Genomic DNA, 19,267 nt, shown 5'->3' with positions numbered 1-19,267 from the left:
AATCCCTTGCCTCGCTCCCCCTCCACCAAGCCGCTACGCGTCTTGGTCCCCCTCCCCGTGCCGGGGAGGATCGGCATGACGCAACCCCTTCACATCGCCGTATTGATGGGCGGATGGTCCGCCGAGCGCGAGGTGTCGCTGATGTCCGGGGCGGGGATTGCCGATGCGCTGGAGAGCCTGGGCCACCGCGTCACGCGCATCGACATGGGCCGTGACGTTGCGGTCAAGCTGGCCGAGGCGAAGCCCGATCTGGTGTTCAACGCGCTGCACGGCACGCCGGGCGAGGATGGCAGCGTGCAGGGCATGCTCGACCTGATGGGGCTGCGCTACACGCATAGCGGCATGGTCACGTCCGTCATCGCGATCGACAAGCAGCTGACCAAGCAGGCGCTGGTGCCGCACGGCATCCCGATGCCCGGCGGGCGGATGGTGTCGCGCGACGAACTGTACCGGCACGACCCGCTGCCGCGCCCCTATGTGCTCAAGCCGGTGAACGAGGGCTCGTCGGTGGGCGTGGCAATCGTCACCACCGAGAGCAACTATGGCAATCCGATCAGCCCCGACGCGCGCGGGCCGTGGCAGGAATTCGACGAACTGCTCGCCGAGCCGTTCATCCGGGGGCGCGAGCTGACGACGGCGGTGCTGGGTGATCGGGCGCTGGGCGTGACCGAATTGAAGCCCAAGACCGGCTTCTACGATTACGACGCCAAATATACCGACGGGCTGACCGAGCATGTCTTTCCCGCTGACATCCCCGACGACGTGGCGGATGCGTGCAAGCGCATCGCGCTCGATGCGCATCGGCTGCTGGGGTGCAAGGGCGCGTCGCGGTCCGATTTCCGCTGGGACGACAGCCAGGGGGCGGACGGGCTGTTCCTGCTCGAAGTGAATACCCAGCCGGGGATGACGCCGCTCAGCCTCGTGCCCGAACAGGCGCGCCATCTGGGCATCGACTATCCGCAACTGGTCCAGATGATCGTGGACGAGGCCTTGTGAGCCGCAAGCCGGTCCAGCGCACCGCGACGCGGCGCGGCCCGCCCAAGAAGCGCAAGGCGGCGTCGCGTCGTCCGCAGCGTCCCGGCCTGCTGGACCAGGCGGTCGCCGCGCTGCCGTTCAGCGAGGCGACGCTGCAGCGGATCGCGAGCTGGAGCATCCTGGCCGTGGTCGGCGCGGGTGCGCTGGGGCTGGCCGCTTATGCGGGGCTTCCGGCGATGGCCGGCGTCGCGCTCGCCAATGTGGTGGGCGAGGCCGGGCTGAAGGTCGACGAGATCCAGATCGACGGGCTCAAGCGGATGGACCGCATGACCGTGTACAGCCAGGCACTAGACCAGGATTCGCGCGCGATGCCGCTGGTCGACCTGGCGCTGGTGCGCGAGCGGCTGCTCAAATATCCGTGGATCGAGGACGCGCGCGTGTCGCGGCGGCTGCCCAATACGCTGCGTATTTTCATCGTCGAGCGGGTGCCGGGGGCGATCTGGCAGAATCACGGGCAGCTGATGCTGGTCGACCCGAGCGGCGTGCCGCTGGAGCCGGTGTCGCCCACCGCGATGCCCGATCTGCCGCTGCTGATCGGTGACGGCGCCAATGCGCAGGAGCCCGCGCGGCGCAAGCTGATGGACGAGGCGCCGGCGCTCAAGCCGCTGGTCAAGGCAGTCACCTGGGTCGGCAATCGCCGCTGGGACGTGACGTTCAATTCGGGCGAGCGGCTCCAGCTGCCCGAGGGCGAGAGCGAAGCGGCGGCGGCGCTGCGCAAGTTCGCCGCGCTGGACGGCGAACAGCGGCTGCTGGGCAAGGGCTCGATCCGCTTTGATATGCGCGTGCCCGGCAATATGGTGGTGCAGCGGCCGGTGGGGCAACCGGCGCCGCGCATCGTGACAGGGGAATAGGGCAGTGGCGAAAACGGCACCGGAAGGTCTGATTACCGCGCTCGACGTGGGCTCGTCCAAGGTCTCGGCACTGATCGCGCAGAAGACCGACGACGGCCAGCTGGTCGTGCTCGGCACCGGCCAGCGTGAGAGCCGGGGCGTGAAGCGCGGCTATGTCGCCGACATGCACGCCACGGAAATCGCGATCCGCGAGGCGGTGGAGCAGGCCGAACGCATCGCCGGGACCAATATCGAGGATGTGTGGGTCAGCTTTTCGGCGGGCGGGCTGATTTCGGACATCGTCAAGCTCGAGGCCGATCTGGGCGGGCACCGCGTCGAACAGGGCGACATCGACGAACTGCTGCGCGCGGGGCGCGACGCGATCGATCCGCAGGGCAAGATGGTGCTCCACGCGCAGCCCACGCGCTACACGGTCGATGGGTTGGCCGGGGTCAAGCGTCCGCTGGGGCTGCACGCCGATCGGCTGGGCGTGGACATCCATGTGGTGGCGACCGAGGGCTCGCCGGTGCGCAACCTCGACCTGTGCGTCCGGTCGGCGCATCTGGAAGTGCGCTCGATCATCGCAGCGCCGGTGGCGACGGGGCTGGCCTGTCTGACCGAGGAAGAGCGCGAGCTGGGCGTCGCGCTGGTCGAGATCGGGGCGGGGGTCACCAATGTCTCGGTGTTCGCCGGCGGTGTGCTGGCAGGGCTGGCGTCGATCCCGATGGGGTCGGCGGATATCACCGACGACATCGCATCGGCTTTCGGTACCGCGCGGCATTGGGCCGAGCGGACCAAATGCTTCCATGGATCGGCGAACCTGTCGCCGCGCGACAATCACGAGATGATCGACGTCGTGCTGGCGATCCCCGACGAAAATGCCGAGGGGCCGCGCGTGACCAAGGCGCAGCTCAACGCGATCATCCGCCAGCGGCTGGAACGGCTGATGGCCGAAATCCAGAAGGAACTGAAGAAGCTGGGCTTCTCCGATCCGATCGGGCGGCAGATCGTGCTGACGGGCGGCGGGGCCGAGCTGAAGGGCGTGGCCGATTACGCGCAGCAATCGCTGGGGAGCGCCGTGCGCGTGGGGCGGCCCAAGGGGCTGGTTGCGCTGCCTGAGGCGCATTCGGGCCCGGCCTTTGCCACTCTGGCCGGGCTGGCGCGGTTCGCCGCGGCCGATCCGATCGACCTGCGCGCGCTGGAGCCGAGCCACCAGCTTGTGACCAAGACCAGCCCCGGCGCGCTGTTCCAGCGATTGATGGCCGCCTTTCGGGCGAATTATTGAAGAAATGCGACCGGGCCCCCTCTTTGCACTAGAGTCGCGGGGGGGCTTGGTGCAGAACGTTAAGTCAACGTGCCGCTCCATTGCGTCTGCGGCGCCAGGGAGACATAGTGATGAGTATCGAATTCCTTCCGGCTGAGGTCGACGAACTGACCCCCAAGATCACGGTGATCGGCGTGGGTGGCGCCGGCGGGAACGCGATCGCCAACATGATCCGGGCCGAAGTGCAGGGCGTTGAGTTCCTGGTCGCGAACACGGATTCGCAGGCGCTGAAGCAGTCGCTGGCGGGGCACCGCATCCAGCTGGGCACCAAGATCACGCAAGGGCTGGGCGCCGGTTCGCGGCCCGAGATCGGTCGTGCCGCCGCCGAAGAGACGATCGACCAGGTGCAGAAGGCACTGGAAGGCGCGCATATGTGCTTCATCGCCGCCGGCATGGGCGGCGGCACCGGCACCGGCGCGGCCCCGGTCATCGCCAAGGCGGCGCGTGACATGGGCATCCTGACCGTGGGCGTGGTCACCAAGCCTTTTTCCTTCGAAGGTAAGCGCCGTGCGCAATCGGCAGAAGCGGGCATCGAGGAACTGCAGAAGTACGTCGATACGCTGATCGTCATCCCGAACCAGAACCTGTTCCTGATCGCCAATGCCAACACGACCTTCAAGGAAGCGTTCGAAATGGCGGACGAGGTGCTGCAGCAGGGCGTGCGCGGCATCACCGACCTGATGGTCATGCCCGGCCTCATCAACCTCGACTTCGCCGACGTGCGTTCGGTGATGCAGGAAATGGGCAAGGCGATGATGGGCACCGGCGAGGCGGACGGCGACGACCGCGCGCTGATCGCCGCGCAGAAGGCGATCGCCAACCCGCTGCTGGACGGCGTGAGCATGAACGGCGCCAAGGGCGTGATCGTGTCGATCACCGGCGGCGAGGACATGCGCCTGCTCGAAGTCGACGAAGCCGCGAACCATATCCGCGAGCTGGTCGATCCCGATGCGAACATCATCTGGGGTTCGGCGTTCAACCCGGAGCTGGAAGGCCGCATCCGCGTGTCGGTGGTCGCTACCGGCATCGACGCGGACGCACAGGCGAAGCCGGCGCCGGCTGTGACCGAACAGCCGCGCGTGTTTTCCTTCTCCACGCCGCGCCGCACTGCCGCCGCCGAGACCGCAGCGCCCGTCGCCGCGCCCGAGATTGCGGAGCCGGCCCCCGCGCCTGCGCCCGAGCCGGTTGTGGAGGCCCCCCGCGCGCCCGAGGCCTATGCCCCCGCACCGATCGCGGAGCCAGTCGCGCCGCTGGCGCCGCCCGATGCCGACGAACTGCTGCTCGGCGAAGAAGTTGCCGTGCCCCAGCCGGCACCCGCCCCGGTCGCGCCCGCAGCCGAGACGACGAGCCGTCGCCGCTGGCTGACCGGCGCCGTGGATGACGAGCCGGCGCCTGCGCCCGAGGCGAAGCCTGCCCGCCGTTCGGGCGGCACGCTGTTCGAGCGAATGGCATCGGCATCGCGCGGCGCCAAGGCCGAGGACGACGATAAGGACCCGCTGGACATCCCGCGTTTCCTGCGCAGCCAGAACAACCAGTAATCCCGCCTGAAAACGACGTTCGTCGCCGGCCTGCCTCGCTTTGGCGAGCGGCCGGCGCGACGTTGTTGGCGGTTCGCGCAAACGCGCGTCTAGCTTGGGCCGACATGATCCGGATTCGTTTATCGCGCCCGATCGCGCTGGGACTGGTCCTCGCGGCCCAGTCGGGCGCCTCGACGGCCTTCGCCCAGACCGGGGCATCGCCCAGCCTCGCCCAGACCGAAGTGGTGCCGCAGGCCAACCCGGATGCGGACCGGCTGGCCGAGCAGATCCGCGTCATCGCCGCCGATCCGCGCGACATCAGCGCGCTGTTGCGCGCGGGCGTGCTGAGCGCGCGGCTGGGTGATACGCCGGCGGCGCTCGCCTTTTTCCAGCGCGCCGAACTGGTCGATCCGAGCAATCCGCGCATCCTGTCGGGTCGCGGCGCGGTGCTGGTGCGGATGGAGCGGCCCGGCGAGGCACTGCGGCTGTTCCAGACGGCGGAGGCGCGCGGCGTGCCGGCGCGCGAGTTCGCCGGTGACCGGGCCTTTGCCTATGACCTGCTCGGCAATCCTGCGCTGGCGCAGCGCGATTATGTGACCGCGCTGGCGATCGAGCGCGATGACGAGACGGTGCGGCGCTATGCGCTGTCGCTCGGCATGACCGGGCATGTGGACCAGGCGATGGCGCAGCTCGATCCGCTGCTGCGCAAGAGCGATCGGGCGGCGTGGCGCGCCCGTGCCTTTATCCAGGCGATGAACGGCGACATTGCCGGCGCCGAGCGGATTGCTGCCAACATGATGGGCGCGATGGCGCAGTCGCTGGTGCCGTTCTTCCGCCGGCTTGCAGTGATGTCGCCGGCGGATCGCGCCTTTGCGGTGCATTTCGGCGAATTGTCGCCGACGCAGGCGCGGCTGGCGGACGCGCGGATGGCGCCGCCGATCCCGGCCTATGTCGCCGAGCAGCGCCCGGTGCAGCTTGCCGCCGCCGCACCGCCGACGGCCACTGCCGCGCGCGGCGGCATCGGCGAACGTCGCTCGCGGCGCGAGCGCGAGCTAGCGGAGCGCAACGAGCGTCAGGCCGCGCCGGTGGCGGTTGCGTCGAGCCCGCAGCCCCAGCCGCAGAGCGCGCCCGTCCAGATGGCGAGCCGTGCCGCGCCACGGCCGGCGCCGGTGACCGCTTCGCCGCGTCCCGCCGCTGCGTCCAGCGCACAGCCCCAGCCGCAGAGCACGCCGCCCGTGCAACTGGCCAGCCGCACCACACCGCAGCCCGCACCCGTGGCCGCACCGCCCAGCTATGCCGAGCAGGCCGCGCGACTGGCCGAACAGCCCGTTGCGCGCACGGTGCAGCCCGTCGCGACTGCGGCGCCCGTGGTTGAGCCCGCCCAGCCGCGCGCCGTCGAGCCGCTGCCCCAGCCCGCCGCTGCCGCACCGGCGCCGGCGCCGGAACAACCCTTTGTCCGCATGACGGCAATCCCGCCGCGCCCCGAGCCGGCACCCCCGGGGCCTGCGCGCGTGGGGCAGGAGGATGCGGTTCTGGCGGCGATTGTCGCGAATATCACTATTCCGGGCGAGGAACTGGCGGCGCTCAACGCGCCCCCGACGGTGGTGGTGACCGCCGCCGCGCCGGTCGAGGCCGCGCCTGCGCCCGAACCTGCAAAGCCGAAAGTCGTCCCCAAGCCGACGCCCGAGCCGGTCAAGCCCGCGCCCAAGGGCAAGGCGGAGCCGGCCGCCAAGGCCAAGCCGGACCCGAAGGCGAAGCCCGATCCCAAGGCCAAGAAGCCCGATCCCAAGAAGGACGATCCTGCCCGCGCCTGGGTTCAGGTCGCCGGTGGGGCCAATGAGGCATCCTTGCCAAAGGCGTGGAAGGCGGTGGTCGCGAAGGCGCCGGCGGCGTTCCGGGGCAAGGCAGGCTGGTGGACGCCGCTGCGCGCCACCAATCGCGTGCTTGCGGGACCGTTCAAGTCGGGCGACGAGGCCCAGGCATTCGTCAACGCGCTGCGCAAGGAAGGCGTGTCGGCGTTCGTCTTCACCAGCGAGGCGGGGCAGAAGATCAACAGGATCGAGGCAAAGTGATCGCGTTTTCGTGTCGAAAGCGCCGGGCGTGACCGGCCACGCCCCCTGGGCATGTATGCCCGCCGACAGCCGGGGGCGGCAGCATCCCGAGGCCGGTGGCGAAGTGCGCGGGCCCCGCGATGCGTTCCAGCGCGACCGCGACCGGATCATCCATTCGATCAGCTTCCGCAGGCTGCGCCACAAGACGCAGGTGTTCATGGCGCCCGATGGCGACCATTTCCGCGTCCGGCTGACGCACAGCCTGGAAGTCGCGCAGATCGGGCGGACGATCGCGCGCGCGCTGGGGCTGAACGAGGATCTTACCGAGGCGCTGTGCCTGGCGCACGACATCGGCCACCCGCCGTTCGGCCATGCCGGCGAGGACGCGCTGGAAGCGGCGCTGGAAGGGGCGGGGGGCTTCGACCATAACGGCCATACGCTGCGCACCCTGACCGTGCTGGAGCGGCCCTATCCGGCATGGGACGGGCTCAACCTGACCTGGGACACGCTGGAGGGGCTGGCCAAGCATAATGGCCCGATCGCGCGGCCCGAATGGGCGCTGGCGGCGGCGGATGCGGCGTTCCCGCTGGAGCTGGAAACCTGGCCCTCGCTCGAGGCGCAGGTCGCGGCGATCGCCGACGACATCGCGTACGACAATCACGACATCGACGACGGGCTGCGCGCGGGGCTGCTGACGCTGGACCAGATGATGGAACTGCCGATGGTCGCCGATGGCTGGCGCCGGGTGGAGGCGAAGTTCCCGGGCACGCCGGCCAAGCGGCTGGTGGGAGAACTGATCCGGTCGCAGATCGGCGAGATGGTCAACGACCTGATCGGCGCGACTCGCACGCGGCTGGCGGCGGCGGAGATCGGCTCGGTGGCCGATGTGCGCGCGGCGGGGCAGTGCCTGGCGGCGTTTTCCGACGGGATGCGCGACGCCGAACGGGGGCTGAAGCGCTTCATGTACGCGAATCTGTACCACCATCCCAGCCAGCTGGCGGCGGCGGAGGCTGCGCATGGCGTGGTGGCGGGGCTGTTCGCGGCCTATGCTGCCGATCCGGCGCTGATGCCGGCGGAATGGCGCGACGCGCTGCCCGAAGGCGCGCCGTGGCGCAGCCGGCACATCGCCGATTTCATTGCGGGGATGACCGATCGCTACGCCATTGCCCGCTATCGCGAAGTGGTGGGCAGGATCGACTTGCCCGAAGGCTTCTGACCCATGCGAAAGGGCCTCCGCGCCGGTGCGCGAAGGCCCTTCCTGTATGCAGCGTTGCGACGCGGCTTAGCGCGAAGCGACGATCACCGCAGTGTTGCTCTTCGGCGCGCGGAACGAGACGCGGGCATTGCCGGCAAAGCCGCTGACCCAGCCATCGCGCACGACGAAGCGGAAACGGCCGCCCTGCGATGCGGTGCCTTCGAGAACGCGGGCATCGCCCTTGGGGGTGACGGTGTAGGTGTAGGTCACGCCTTCGTGCGTGAAGCTGCGCTCGGCGGCCAGAGCCGGGGTAGCGAGGGCGAGCGTTGCAGCGGCAGCCGCGAAAATCAGTCGAGCCATGATCTTTCTCCTTGGATGGTTACAAGAGCCAGATCCTCATCCCGGTTTATGTTATCGCTAACATTATGTTGCAGCGCACCAATGGTCACAACCGCAAACGCGACAATCGCCAGTTGCGCCATTTGCAATCGCGCCCTCGCGCGGATGACAAACTTCTGCGACAATGCAGCGTTATGCAGGGAAGGTACGGTCGCAAAGGAATCCCATCGTGACTGATGCTAGTATCGCGTTGAACCGGTTCGGCCTGGGCGCAGTGCCGGGCCAGCAGGCAGGGGCGGACCCCCGCAAATGGCTGATCGCGCAATTCGATCGCTATGACCCGCGCCCCCCGGCCATCGCCCGCGCGCCCGGCAGCCGGCAAGTGGCGGAGGCGATCGCCGCCTATGTGGAGCAGGCCCGGCTACTCCGTCTGAACCGCACGCCTGCCGCTGCGCCCGTTGCACCGCCAGCGGCGGCAGTGCCGCCCCCGGGCGAGCAAATGGCTGCGGCGGCGGCCATGTCAAAACCCGCCCCGGAACCGCGCACGCCCGCGCAGGAGGCGCGACGCGCGGCGCAGAAAGTGGCGCAGGACCAATATTCGCTGATGGTGCAGGCGCGGGCCGAAAGCGCGTTCGCGACCGACACGCCGTTCGTCGAGCGGCTGGTGCATTTCTGGGCCAATCACTTTGCGGTGTCGGCGGACGAGTTCCGCCTGATCGGCCTTGCCGGCACGCTGGAGTTCGAGGCGATCCGCCCGCATGTGCTGGGCCGGTTCGGCGACATGCTGAACGCGGTCGAGCGGCATCCGGCGATGCTGATCTATCTCAACCAGGCCGAGTCGGTCGGGCCGGGCAGCGCGGTTGCCACGCAGCGCGGCCGGCGCGGGCGACGGCTGGGGCTGAACGAAAATCTCGCGCGCGAGATCATGGAGCTGCACACGCTGGGCGTGCGCACGGTCTATACCCAGGCGGACGTGACCGAGTTTGCGCGCGCCATGACCGGCTGGACCGTCGACGGGCTGGGCAGGGCGGCCGGCAAGCAGAGTGCGGGCGGCCCCGTGGGCAGCTTCGCGTTCCTGGAGCAGTTGCACGAGCCGGGCACCCGCACGATCCTGGGCCGGCAATGGGACCAGCAGGGTGAGGCGCAGGCGGCGTCGGTGCTCGACATGCTGGCCACGCACCCGGCGACCGCGCGCCATATCGCGACCAAGCTGGCGCGGCACTTTGCGGGCGACGATCCGCCCCCGACGCTGGTCGCGCGGCTGGAAAAGGCGTTCCTGAAATCGGGTGGCGACCTGCCGACCGTGTACCGCACGCTGATCGATTCGCCCGAATGCTGGGTCGATCGCCCGGTGAAGTTCAAATCGCCCTGGGAATGGAGCGTGTCGGCGATGCGCGCGCTGGGCAACAGGCCGCAGGGCAAGGGGACGCAGGGGCTGCTCGCACAGCTCGGCCAGCCGGTGTGGAAGCCGGGCTCGCCCGCCGGATGGGAAGACGTCTCGGGCAGCTGGGCAGGGCCCGACGCAGTGATGCGCCGCGTCGAGGCTTCCGAGCGCATGGCACAGCGCACTCGCGACATGGTGGACCCGCGTGCGCGCGTTGCCGAACTCTTCCCCGGCGCGGTCACCCCCGCCACGACCCAGGCGATCGCGCGCGCCGAAAGCCCGAGCCAGGGCATCGCACTGATGCTCGCCTCGGCCGAATTCATGCGGAGATAAGGCCATGTTCTCACGACGCAGCTTCGTGGCGCTCGGCGCCTCTGCCATGGCCACTTCGGCCTTTGGCTCGCGCGTGGTGTTCGCCCGCGCGGCCACCGAACGGCGATTCGTCTTTGTGATCCAGCGCGGCGCCGCCGACGGGCTGGGCACGCTGGCGCCGGTCGGCGACCCGGCCTTTGCCAGCCAGCGCGGCGAACTGGCGCTCGATTTCGCCACCGCGCCCAAACTGGATTCGATGTTCGCGCTGCACCCTGCGCTGACCAACATCGCCGGGCTGTACCAGGCGAAGCAGGCGCTGTTCGTCCATGCGGTGGCGTCGCCCTATCGCGACCGCTCGCATTTCGACGGGCAGAACGTGCTCGAGACCGGCGGCACCGCTGCCTATGCGCTCAAGGATGGCTGGCTGAACCGGCTGCTGAGCCTGTTGCCGCAGAATGACGAGAGCGCGATCGCGCTGGCGGCGACGATCCCGATGGCGCTGCGCGGCAAGATCGAAGTCGCGAGCTATGCGCCGTCGTCGCTGCCCGATGCGTCGGACGATCTGATCGCGCGCGTCGGAAGCATGTACGATGCCGATCCCGAGCTGCACGCGATCTGGGAACAGGCGGTGGCCACGCGGATGCTGGCGGGCGACCTGGCCAGCGACAATGGCCGCAACGCCGCCGCCACCGGCGCGCTGGCGGCCAAGCTGATGCGGGCCGAGGGCGGCGCGCGGATCGCGATGATCGAAACGGGCGGATGGGACACCCATGCCGGCCAGCGCGGGCGGCTGAACGGCCAGTTCAAGGGGCTCGACGCGATGATCGCCGGGCTGCGCGACGGGCTGGGGCCGCTCTGGGCCGATACGATGGTGCTGGTGGCGACCGAGTTCGGACGCACGGTGAAGGTCAACGGCACCCAGGGCACCGATCACGGCACCGGCACGCTGGCGATGCTGATGGGCGGCGCAGTCAATGGCGGGCGTATCGAGGCGGACTGGCCGGGGCTAGCGGATGCCCAGCTCTATGAGAACCGCGACCTGCGGCCCACCGCCGCGCTCGACAATGTGATCCAGAGCGCAGTGTCGGCGCATTTCGACCTGTCGCCGGTGCGCACCGCCGCCACCTTGTTCCCGGATATGAAGGCGTCCAGGCCGATGCGCGACCTGATCCGCGCCTGATTGCGTTGCGGGCTTTGCGCGCGCTGGCCCCTTGGGGTACAGCGCGCGCTCCCTCGCGCAATCTGGACTGTTGCATGACGCTCTATACCCGTTTCACCGCGCATCTGAACGATGTGCTCGACGCCCTTGTCACCGCCGGCGATCTGCCTGCGGGGATCGAGCGCCGCGCGGTCACGGTGGAGCCGCCGCGCGACGTGACGCACGGCGATCTGGCGACCAACGCGGCGATGGTGCTGGCCAAGCCGGCGGGCACCAATCCGCGCGCGCTGGCGGAAAAGATCGTCGCGGGCCTGGAAAAGCTGCCCGAAGTCGCCGCCGTCAGCGTCGCCGGGCCGGGCTTCATCAACCTGACGCTCACCGACGACACGTGGCGCGAGGAACTGACCGACATCATTGCCGCCGGGCCCAATTATGGCCGCTCGACGCTGGGCGAGGGCGTGCGCGTCAACGTGGAATATGTCTCCGCCAACCCGACCGGCCCCATGCACATGGGGCATTGCCGGGGCGCGGTGGTCGGCGATGCGCTGGCGACGTTGCTGGAGTTTGTCGGGCACCGCGTGATCCGCGAATATTATGTCAACGACGCCGGCGGGCAGGTCGATGTCCTCGCCCGTTCGGCGCACCTGCGCTACCGCGAGGCGCTGGGCGAGACGATCGAGATCCCCGAGGGGCTGTATCCCGGCGATTATCTGAAGCCGGTCGGCGCCGCGCTGGCGGAGGAATATGGCGACAAATATATCGGCGCGCCCGAGAGCGAATGGCTGGTGCTGTTCCGCAAGACGGCGGTCGCGGCGATGATGGTGATGATCCGTTCGGACCTGGCGCTGCTCGGCATCGAGCATGAGGTCTTTTCGTCCGAGGCGGAGTTGCAGGCGGCGGGCAAGCCCGAGGCGGCGGAGGCATGGCTGCGCGAGCGCGGGCTGGTGTATGATGGCGTGCTGGAAGCGCCCAAGGGCGAGACGCCCGAGGATTGGGAGCCGGTCGAGCTGCCGCTGTTCCGCAGCACCCAGTTCGGCGACGATCAGGATCGCCCGATCAAGAAGTCGAACGGCAGCTGGACCTATTTCGGCGCCGACCTCGCCTACCATTTCCAGAAGGCGCAGGAAGCGGATCAGCTGATCGACATCTGGGGCGCGGACCATGCCGGCACGGTCAAGCGGATCGTCGCGGCCGTGGCGGCGCTGACCGGCGGGCAGACCAAGTTCGACGTCAAGCTGGTCCAGATGGTCCGGTTGCTGCGCGGCGGCGAGCCGGTGAAGATGTCGAAGCGCGCGGGCAACTTCGTCACGCTGGCCGATGTCGTGCGCGAAGTCGGCAAGGACGTGGTCCGCTTCACGATGCTGACGCGCAAGTCCGATGCCCAGATGGATTTCGACTTCGCCAAGGTGGTGGAAGCGTCGAAGGACAATCCCGTCTTCTATGTGCAATACGCCCATGCCCGCATCGCATCGGTGCATCGCAAGGCGGAAGAGGCGGGGATTTCGTGCACCGAAGTGGACCTGTCCCTGCTTGATACGGAGGAACTGGCGCTGGTGAAGCGCGCGGCGCAGTTCCCGCGCGTGGTCGAGGGTGCTGCACTGGCGCGCGAGCCGCATCGGATCGCCTTCTATCTCTATGATCTCGCGGCCGAGTTTCATGCGCTGTGGAATGCGGGCAACGATCGGCCCGATCGCCGCTTCGTGCTGGCGGACCAGCCGGGCATTACGTGCGCACGGCTTTTCCTCGGCAGCGCGATAGGGCAGGTTATCCGCAACGGGCTCGCCCTGATGGGCGTCGAAGCCGTGGAGGAGCTGCACTGACATGACCACCCGCGCCGAAGCCGGATACGATACGGACGACAGGCTCCCCTGGCTCGAGACCGTGGAGGACGATTACCGCGCCGGCCCGTCGGCGGGCCGCATCGTGGCGCTGGTCGTGTTGCTGCTGTTGATCGCGGCGGCGCTGGGCTTTGGCTATTACTGGTATCAGCGGCACCAGGGCGTGAACGGCAACGGCGCGCTGATCGAGGCGCAGCCGGGCGACTATAAGGTGCGCCCGGACGAACGCGGCGGCATGAAGGTGGAGGGCGAGGGCGACACCGTCTTCGCCACCAGTCAGGGCGCGGCGAGCAACGCCAGCATCAACGCAGGCGCGCTGCCCGAAGCGCCGGTGGAGGGAACGCGCGTGGCGGCTGCGGGTGCGGCGGCACCGGGCGCCAAGACCGCGACGATGGCGGTACCCGCCGCCCGCACCGCGCCGGCGGCCAGGCCGGCGGCGCCTGCAGCGCCCGCGCCTGCCCCAGCGGCATCGGGCGGGCTGATCCAGCTCGGCGCATTCCCCAACGAAGCCGGCGCCAACATCGCCTGGGCGCGCCTGTCCAAACGCTTCGCCTATCTCGCCCCGCTCGGCAAATCGGTGGAACGCGCGGAAAAGGACGGAAAGACGATCTGGCGGCTGCGCGTCAATGCGGGCAGCAACGGACAGGCGCGCGACCTGTGCGGCAAGCTGAAGGTCGCGGGCGAGGATTGCTACGTCACGAATTGAGCGGTTCGATCGGTTCTGGGGCGTGCAGGTGTAAGCTACCGCTAGGGCGATGGGCGGGACGTCCGAGGTTGGGTGGAAGAGCGACAGACCGCTTGCGGAAGTGAAAGGATGGAAAGCAGCCCTCCGTTGCCGGCGTGGTCAATAAACCGGCCTTGCCGTCTCCCGCGAGGGTGTGGGGGCTGGCAGTCCTTTCGCGGCGCATAGCTTCCGAACCTTTGCAGCGTAGGCCTTTGATGCTTCGGGGTGCAAAACAATCCCGTCAATCAGTGTGGTCACGTCGACCTTCGGAGCATAAAGGCGAAAATTCGGGTTCGCCGTCAGCGCGAAATGATCTGTCAAGAAATCCTTAAGTCCAAGCTCGTCATTTGGAGGTAATGTCACTACCGCCCGCACTTCCGCTTCATATTGGAAAGTTATGTCCTTATGCATGATGTATTCGAACATATTGCCCCATGGTAATCGATCTGTTGAGTAGTCAATGTATCGGATCATGCCCATGAGCGCTGCAATCGGCAGTGCGTTACGCAGCGCGGAATACGTTGTCCTAATCGCCAATGCGCGTTTTGTTTTTGTGTAGCAACGCCACATAGAGTAGTTTTCATGTGAATTCATGTGCCAGCATGAAACGTAATATCTTGGACGAAAGTGCTGTGCGAAGTAGGAGAAGGATTGCCTATTTTGAGCAACGGTAGCTCGTTGTTCTTCGGTTGCTGCGCCCTTGTACTCCTGCTCCCACCATTCGATTTCGCCCAGCGGTGTCGAGCCTTCACGGGGGTCGCCCAGATTGTCGGCGCTCGGCATGAACAGTCGTCCATGCTCCAGCAGCCATTCGAACTTATCCGAATCCATATAGCGCCAGATCACTTGCGAATGGTCATCCGGCTGCGGAAAGGACGGGTGAACGTCGATCTGATCTATCATCGAGCCAATATCTATTTCAATGGCGCCGATCGCAATGGCCGTCACGAGCCGCAGATGATTTCGCGAGATCATCTGCGGTGTCCCAGCAGCTTCTGGGAATACCGAAAATAAACATGAGCGACAGAATTGGGCGCCTTCATTCGTTCCAAGGCCACCAGTCCCGCCCTTAGTCCAAGTCGCCGCGCGGCCATGCGTTTCGGGCATGATGCCCTTTCCCCCAGCCCGGCGCATCGGCTAGAGCCTCTGCCATGAAACCCGTCATCTTCGGCATTTCCGGCCTGGAACTCACTGCGGACGAGCGCGCCTTTTTCAAGGACGCCGACCCGCTCGGTTATATCCTGTTCAAGCGGAACTGCGGCGATCGTGCCCAGATGCGCGCGCTGACCGACAGCCTGCGCGAGCTGACGGGGCGCGACGACCTGCCGATCCTGATCGACCAGGAGGGAGGGCGCGTGGCGCGGATGCAGCCGCCGGAGTGGCCCGCCTTTCCCGCCGGCGCGGCGTTCGACGCGCTGTACGATGTCGCGCCCATTTCCGCGATCGAGGCGTGCCGCGCGAGTGCGCAGGCGCTGGGGATGATGCTGGCCGAAGTCGGCGTGACGGTGAACTGCGCGCCGCTGCTCGACGTGCGCCAGCCCACGGTCACGCCGGCGATTGGCGACCGCGCGTTCGGCGGCGAGCCGATGCGGGTGGCGGCGCTGGGGCAGGCGATGCTCGACGGGATGCGTCGCGCGGGCGTGGTGGGCGTGATCAAGCACATTCCCGGCCATGGCCGCGCGCTGGTCGACAGCCACCTCGAGCTGCCCCGCGTCACTGCCGATGCCGCCGCGCTGGAAAGCGACATTGCGCCCTTTGCCAGCCTGCACGACGCGCCGATGGGCATGACCTGTCACCTCGTGTTCGACGCATGGGACCCGCTGCGCCCCGCCACGCTGTCGCCCACCGTCATCGGTGACATCATCCGCGGGCGGATCGGCTTTGACGGGCTGTTGATGACCGATGACATCGACATGAAGGCGCTGAGCGGCACGGCGGGCGAGAAGGCGGCCGGTGCGCTGGCGGCCGGATGCGACGTGGTGCTCGATTGCTGGGCGCGGATGGACGAAATGGTCGAGATCGCCGGGCTGATCGGCGAGGCGAGCCCGGAATGCCGCACCCGGCTGGACCGCGCGATGGCGACGGTTGCGGGCGCGCCCGAGCCGGCGGACTTCGCCGCGCTGATCGCGAAGCGGGACGAACTGCTGGCGCTCGCCTGATCGCTCTGCTTAACGTGGGCGCATGAGCGAGGCCGAGGGGGCAGAGACGCTGACGATCGAGGTCGAGGGCTGGGAAGGGCCGCTCGACCTGTTGCTGGCGCTTGCCCGCAACCAGAAGGTCGATCTGCGCCAGATTTCGATCCTGCACCTGGTCGAGCAATATCTGGACTTCGTGAATCAGGCGCGCGCGCTCAAGCTGGAGCTGGCCGCCGATTATCTGGTGATGGCGGCGTGGCTCGCCTATCTGAAATCGGCGCTGCTGCTGCCGCGCAACCCGGAGGAGACGCCAAGCCCCGAGGAACTGGCACTGCGGCTGCAATTGCGGCTGGAGCGGCTGAACGCGATGCGCGAGGCGGGGGCGCGGCTGGTCGCGCGCGATCGGCTGGGCCGCGACGTGTTCCTGCGCGCCGCGCCCGAGGGGCTGCGCGTGGTGCGCAAGGGGCGGTACGAAGCCGAAATCTACGACCTGATCGCCGCCTATGGCCGGATCAGCGCGCGCACCCGCCCGGTGATGCACGTCGTCGCGGTTCGCGACGTGATGACGCTGGAGGAGGCGATCGAGCGCGTATCCGAGCTGGTCGGCGTACGGATCGAGTGGAGCACGCTGGAGAGCTTCCTGCCCGAAGGCGCGACGGGGACCTATCGCAAATCGGCGCTCGCCTCGTCCTTCGTCGCGGCGCTGGAGCTGGCGCGGCAGGGGCGGCTGGAGATTCGCCAGAAATCGGCGTTTGCGCCGCTGTACCTCAAGGGGACGGCATGACTCCCCCCGATGCGCTGTCCCGCGCGGTGGAGGCCGTGCTGTTCGCCTCCGAGCATCCGCTGTCGGTCGATGAGATCAAGGCGCATGTCGGGCAGGACGCCGATGTGCGCGGCGCGCTGCGTGCGCTGGAGGCGCACTATGCCGGGCGCGGGGTGGAAATCGCCCGCCGGGGCGACCGCTGGCATTTCCAGACCGCCGCCGACCTCGCGCACCTGTTGCGCCGCGACCGCGAGGAGAGCCGCAAGCTCAGCCGCGCAGGCATCGAGACGCTCGCGATCATCGCCTATCACGAGCCCGTCACCCGCGCGGAGATCGAGGCGATCCGCGGCGTCCAGATTTCCAAAGGCACGATCGACGTGCTGATGGAGGCGGGGTGGGTGCGCCCGGCGGGGCGGCGCGACGTGCCGGGGCGGCCGCTCACCTATGTGACCACCTCGGGCTTCCTCACCCATTTCGGGCTGGCGAGCCGCCGCGACCTGCCGGGGATAGAGGATTTGCGCGCTGCCGGACTGCTCGATCCGGTGGACCTTGCGCTCGACCTCGCAGAAAGCGAAACTGTCATCGAAGGCGAATAGGGCTCGCGCCATCGATTCGCTGTCCGGGACGACCGTTCCGGGCTATCACAGCCGTTGCCGTAAGGGCTTGCGACGCCTAGATAGGGTGCCGCGTACAAGGAGATTTTCCATGGGTAGCATGAGCCTGATGCACTGGCTGATTGTCGGCATCTTGGTGATTCTGTTGTTCGGGGGCAGCCGCTTCTCGAACATGATGGGCGACGTCGCCAAGGGCATCAAGCAGTTCAAGAAGGGCATGGCCGAGGATGACGAGGCACCGAAGCCGGTGTCGCGGATCGAGGGCAAGCCTGCGCCGGAACCGGGTTTCCAGACCGAAGCCGAGCGGACCCGCGAAGAGCGTTGATCCGCTGAACCTGTTCCTTTCGAGAAGGGGCGCGCCCTTATCGGGGCGCGCCTGGGGCACGATTGCATGTTAGACGTAGCGCCGACCGAGTTGCTGCTTGTGGCCGTCGTGGCGCTGTTGGTGATCGGTCCGAAGGACCTGCCGCGCGCGATGCGCTTCGTCGGCAAATGGGTGGGCAAGGCGCGCGGCGTCGCCCGCCAGTTCCGTTCGGGCATCGACACGATGATCCGCGAATCCGAGCTTGCCGAAATGGAAAAGCAGTGGGCGGCGGAGAATGAGCGGATCATGCGCGAGCATCCGCCCGTCGCACCGCTCCCCGCGCCGGAGCATGTGGCGGACACGCCGGACCATGATCCCGATCCCGCGCCGGTGATGGTGGAGCAGCCGGAAATCCTGCCGGTGGCCTTGCCCTCCGACACTGCGCCAGGGCCGGTGACGCTCGACAAGCCCAAGCGGGTCCGCAAGCCCAAGCCCAAGGCCCCCGCAGAGGCGGCCCCCGCCGCCACGCCGGAAGAACCGTTGCCGTGAATGATATCGACGATACCCAGGCGCCCCTGCTCGAACATCTGATCGAACTGCGCCGCCGCCTGCTCTGGTCGATCGGCGCGCTCATCGTCGCCTTTGGCGGCTGCATGTATTTCGCCCGCCACATCCTGGGCTTCCTGGTCGCGCCGCTCAAGACGGCGGGGCAGGTGACGATCATCAACACCGAAGTGTTCGGCGGCTTCCTGGTCGAGATCAAGGTGGCGTTCTTCGCCGCGCTGATGATCGCGTTCCCGGTGATCGCCAACCAGCTGTGGCAGTTCGTGGCGCCGGGCCTGTACCGCAAGGAAAAGCGCGCGCTGCTGCCGTTCCTGCTCGCCACGCCGGTGCTGTTCATTGCCGGCGCGTCGATGGCCTATTTCGTCGCGATCCCGGTCGCGCTCAAATTCCTGCTGGGGTTCCAGGGCGACCTGAACGGCGTCGCGCAACAGGCGCTGCCGGACGTGAACAACTATCTCAAGTTCGTGATGCAGTTCATCTTCGGCTTCGGATTGTCGTTCCTGCTGCCGGTGCTGCTGATGCTGCTCGAGCACGCGGGCATCGTCACCTATGAGCAGCTGAAGGGCGCGTGGCGCTATGCCACCGTGGGTGCGTTCGCGCTGTCGGCGGTGCTGACCCCGCCCGATATCGGATCGCAGCTGTTGCTCGCGATCCCGCTGGTGGCATTGTATTTCCTGGCGCTCGTCGCGATCTGGTTCACCCGGCGACGGCGCGAGCGGCTGGCCGAGGCCGATACCGAGACCGAGAGCGCCTGAGCCTGGCGCGCCCCTCCCGCACGGGGAGGGGCGCGCCCGCTGACTTACTTCGCCTTGTCGGCTGCGTTGGCGACGGTGCTGCCAGCCGAGGATACGTCGCGGCCGACGCCCTCGACGGTGTTGCAGGCCGAAACCAGGATCGCGCCGGCGAGCGCGGCACATGCGATGATCTTGCGCATTGGGATACTCCATACTGCCGTTGGATGGCGGGGGGAGAATGCCCGGCACCCGCAATCGTTCCGCCACAGGTATGAGCCGTCAGCGCCGGCCGGGGCCGCGAACACGCACGTGTGCGCGACAGCTGGGGCAGAGTCGCGATGTGGGGGAAAGTGTTAGGCCCGGAAGCGCCACCGGGGGGGGAGGTTGACGCTTCCGGGCCTATGTCTTGGATAGCGAGAGCGGGGGGGCAAAAGGTCGCTATCCG

The 19,267-nt window shown here is 68.0% G+C and carries 19 protein-coding genes; 16 read left to right on the top strand and 3 right to left on the bottom strand.

Annotation, left to right across the window (positions count from 1 at the left end):
• The first annotated feature begins 75 nt into the window (after positions 1–75).
• The 6 genes from ACG3SL_RS10990 (at position 76) to ACG3SL_RS10965 (ending at position 7,973) form a co-directional block, all read left to right on the top strand.
• Positions 76–996: a D-alanine--D-alanine ligase gene (locus ACG3SL_RS10990; protein ID WP_448661151.1), complete on the top strand. Its 921-nt coding sequence runs from the start codon at positions 76–78 to the stop codon at positions 994–996.
• A complete protein-coding gene (locus ACG3SL_RS10985) occupies positions 993–1,886 on the top strand; it encodes a cell division protein FtsQ/DivIB (protein WP_448661150.1) in 894 nt (297 codons plus the stop codon). Before ACG3SL_RS10990 ends, ACG3SL_RS10985 begins: the two co-directional genes overlap by 4 nt.
• A 4-nt stretch (positions 1,887–1,890) precedes the next feature.
• The gene (ftsA, locus tag ACG3SL_RS10980) at positions 1,891–3,150 is read left to right on the top strand and encodes a cell division protein FtsA (protein WP_448661149.1); all 1,260 of its coding nucleotides are present in this window, start codon (positions 1,891–1,893) and stop codon (positions 3,148–3,150) included.
• A 110-nt stretch (positions 3,151–3,260) separates the two neighbouring features.
• Positions 3,261–4,727, top strand: a complete 1,467-nt coding sequence (gene ftsZ / locus ACG3SL_RS10975) for a cell division protein FtsZ (RefSeq protein WP_448661148.1) — start codon at positions 3,261–3,263, stop codon at positions 4,725–4,727.
• 104 nt (positions 4,728–4,831) lie between these two features.
• Positions 4,832–6,778 (top strand): SPOR domain-containing protein, encoded by a 1,947-nt coding sequence (locus ACG3SL_RS10970; RefSeq protein WP_448661147.1) that lies wholly within the window; start codon positions 4,832–4,834, stop codon positions 6,776–6,778.
• A gap of 28 nt (positions 6,779–6,806) precedes the next feature.
• The gene (locus ACG3SL_RS10965; RefSeq protein ID WP_448661146.1) at positions 6,807–7,973 is read left to right on the top strand and encodes a deoxyguanosinetriphosphate triphosphohydrolase; all 1,167 of its coding nucleotides are present in this window, start codon (positions 6,807–6,809) and stop codon (positions 7,971–7,973) included.
• A 66-nt stretch (positions 7,974–8,039) separates the two neighbouring features.
• Here the strand turns inward: ACG3SL_RS10965 and ACG3SL_RS10960 are convergent, their stop codons facing one another.
• Positions 8,040–8,312 (bottom strand): hypothetical protein, encoded by a 273-nt coding sequence (locus ACG3SL_RS10960; protein WP_448661145.1) that lies wholly within the window; start codon positions 8,310–8,312, stop codon positions 8,040–8,042.
• A 208-nt stretch (positions 8,313–8,520) separates the two neighbouring features.
• On the opposite strand from ACG3SL_RS10960, the gene ACG3SL_RS10955 reads away from it, so the two are divergent.
• The 4 genes from ACG3SL_RS10955 to ACG3SL_RS10940 all read left to right on the top strand — a co-directional run bounded on the left by ACG3SL_RS10955 (position 8,521) and on the right by ACG3SL_RS10940 (position 13,690).
• Positions 8,521–10,008 (top strand): DUF1800 domain-containing protein, encoded by a 1,488-nt coding sequence (locus ACG3SL_RS10955; RefSeq protein WP_448661144.1) that lies wholly within the window; start codon positions 8,521–8,523, stop codon positions 10,006–10,008.
• A 4-nt stretch (positions 10,009–10,012) separates the two neighbouring features.
• On the top strand, positions 10,013–11,167 hold the full coding sequence (locus tag ACG3SL_RS10950) for a DUF1501 domain-containing protein (protein ID WP_448661143.1): 1,155 nt from the start codon (positions 10,013–10,015) through the stop codon (positions 11,165–11,167).
• Positions 11,168–11,241: 74 nt separating this feature from the next.
• The gene (gene argS, locus ACG3SL_RS10945) at positions 11,242–12,966 is read left to right on the top strand and encodes an arginine--tRNA ligase (RefSeq protein WP_448661142.1); all 1,725 of its coding nucleotides are present in this window, start codon (positions 11,242–11,244) and stop codon (positions 12,964–12,966) included.
• A gap of 1 nt (position 12,967) precedes the next feature.
• A complete protein-coding gene (locus ACG3SL_RS10940; protein WP_448661141.1) occupies positions 12,968–13,690 on the top strand; it encodes an SPOR domain-containing protein in 723 nt (240 codons plus the stop codon).
• 138 nt (positions 13,691–13,828) lie between these two features.
• Here the strand turns inward: ACG3SL_RS10940 and ACG3SL_RS10935 are convergent, their stop codons facing one another.
• Entirely contained in the window at positions 13,829–14,815 is a 987-nt protein-coding gene (locus tag ACG3SL_RS10935) for a hypothetical protein (RefSeq protein ID WP_448661140.1), read from the bottom strand.
• 44 nt (positions 14,816–14,859) lie between these two features.
• Between ACG3SL_RS10935 and nagZ the strand changes: the two genes are divergently transcribed.
• The 6 genes from nagZ (at position 14,860) to tatC (ending at position 18,843) form a co-directional block, all read left to right on the top strand.
• The gene (nagZ, locus tag ACG3SL_RS10930; protein WP_448661139.1) at positions 14,860–15,867 is read left to right on the top strand and encodes a beta-N-acetylhexosaminidase; all 1,008 of its coding nucleotides are present in this window, start codon (positions 14,860–14,862) and stop codon (positions 15,865–15,867) included.
• A gap of 22 nt (positions 15,868–15,889) precedes the next feature.
• Positions 15,890–16,627 (top strand): segregation and condensation protein A, encoded by a 738-nt coding sequence (locus ACG3SL_RS10925; protein WP_448661138.1) that lies wholly within the window; start codon positions 15,890–15,892, stop codon positions 16,625–16,627.
• Positions 16,624–17,202, top strand: coding sequence for an SMC-Scp complex subunit ScpB (gene scpB, locus ACG3SL_RS10920; RefSeq protein WP_448661137.1), 579 nt, complete (start codon positions 16,624–16,626; stop codon positions 17,200–17,202). Before ACG3SL_RS10925 ends, scpB begins: the two co-directional genes overlap by 4 nt.
• Positions 17,203–17,311: 109 nt before the next feature.
• Positions 17,312–17,545 carry a twin-arginine translocase TatA/TatE family subunit gene (locus tag ACG3SL_RS10915; protein WP_448661136.1) on the top strand — a complete coding sequence of 78 codons (234 nt, stop codon included), beginning with the start codon at positions 17,312–17,314 and terminating at the stop codon, positions 17,543–17,545.
• A gap of 66 nt (positions 17,546–17,611) precedes the next feature.
• Positions 17,612–18,073: a Sec-independent protein translocase protein TatB gene (tatB, locus tag ACG3SL_RS10910; RefSeq protein ID WP_448661135.1), complete on the top strand. Its 462-nt coding sequence runs from the start codon at positions 17,612–17,614 to the stop codon at positions 18,071–18,073.
• Entirely contained in the window at positions 18,070–18,843 is a 774-nt protein-coding gene (gene tatC, locus ACG3SL_RS10905; RefSeq protein ID WP_448661134.1) for a twin-arginine translocase subunit TatC, read from the top strand. The genes tatB and tatC overlap by 4 nt, the downstream gene beginning before the upstream one ends.
• Before the next feature lie 44 nt (positions 18,844–18,887).
• Here the strand turns inward: tatC and ACG3SL_RS10900 are convergent, their stop codons facing one another.
• Complete coding sequence (locus tag ACG3SL_RS10900) at positions 18,888–19,022, bottom strand: entericidin A/B family lipoprotein (protein ID WP_448661133.1); 135 nt, start codon at positions 19,020–19,022, stop codon at positions 18,888–18,890.
• Positions 19,023–19,267 lie beyond the last annotated feature (245 nt).

It is taken from the genome of Sphingomonas degradans, from assembly GCF_053502645.1.
Note: the sequence above shows the minus strand (reverse complement) of the source record. Positions and strands in the feature narration are given on the sequence as shown.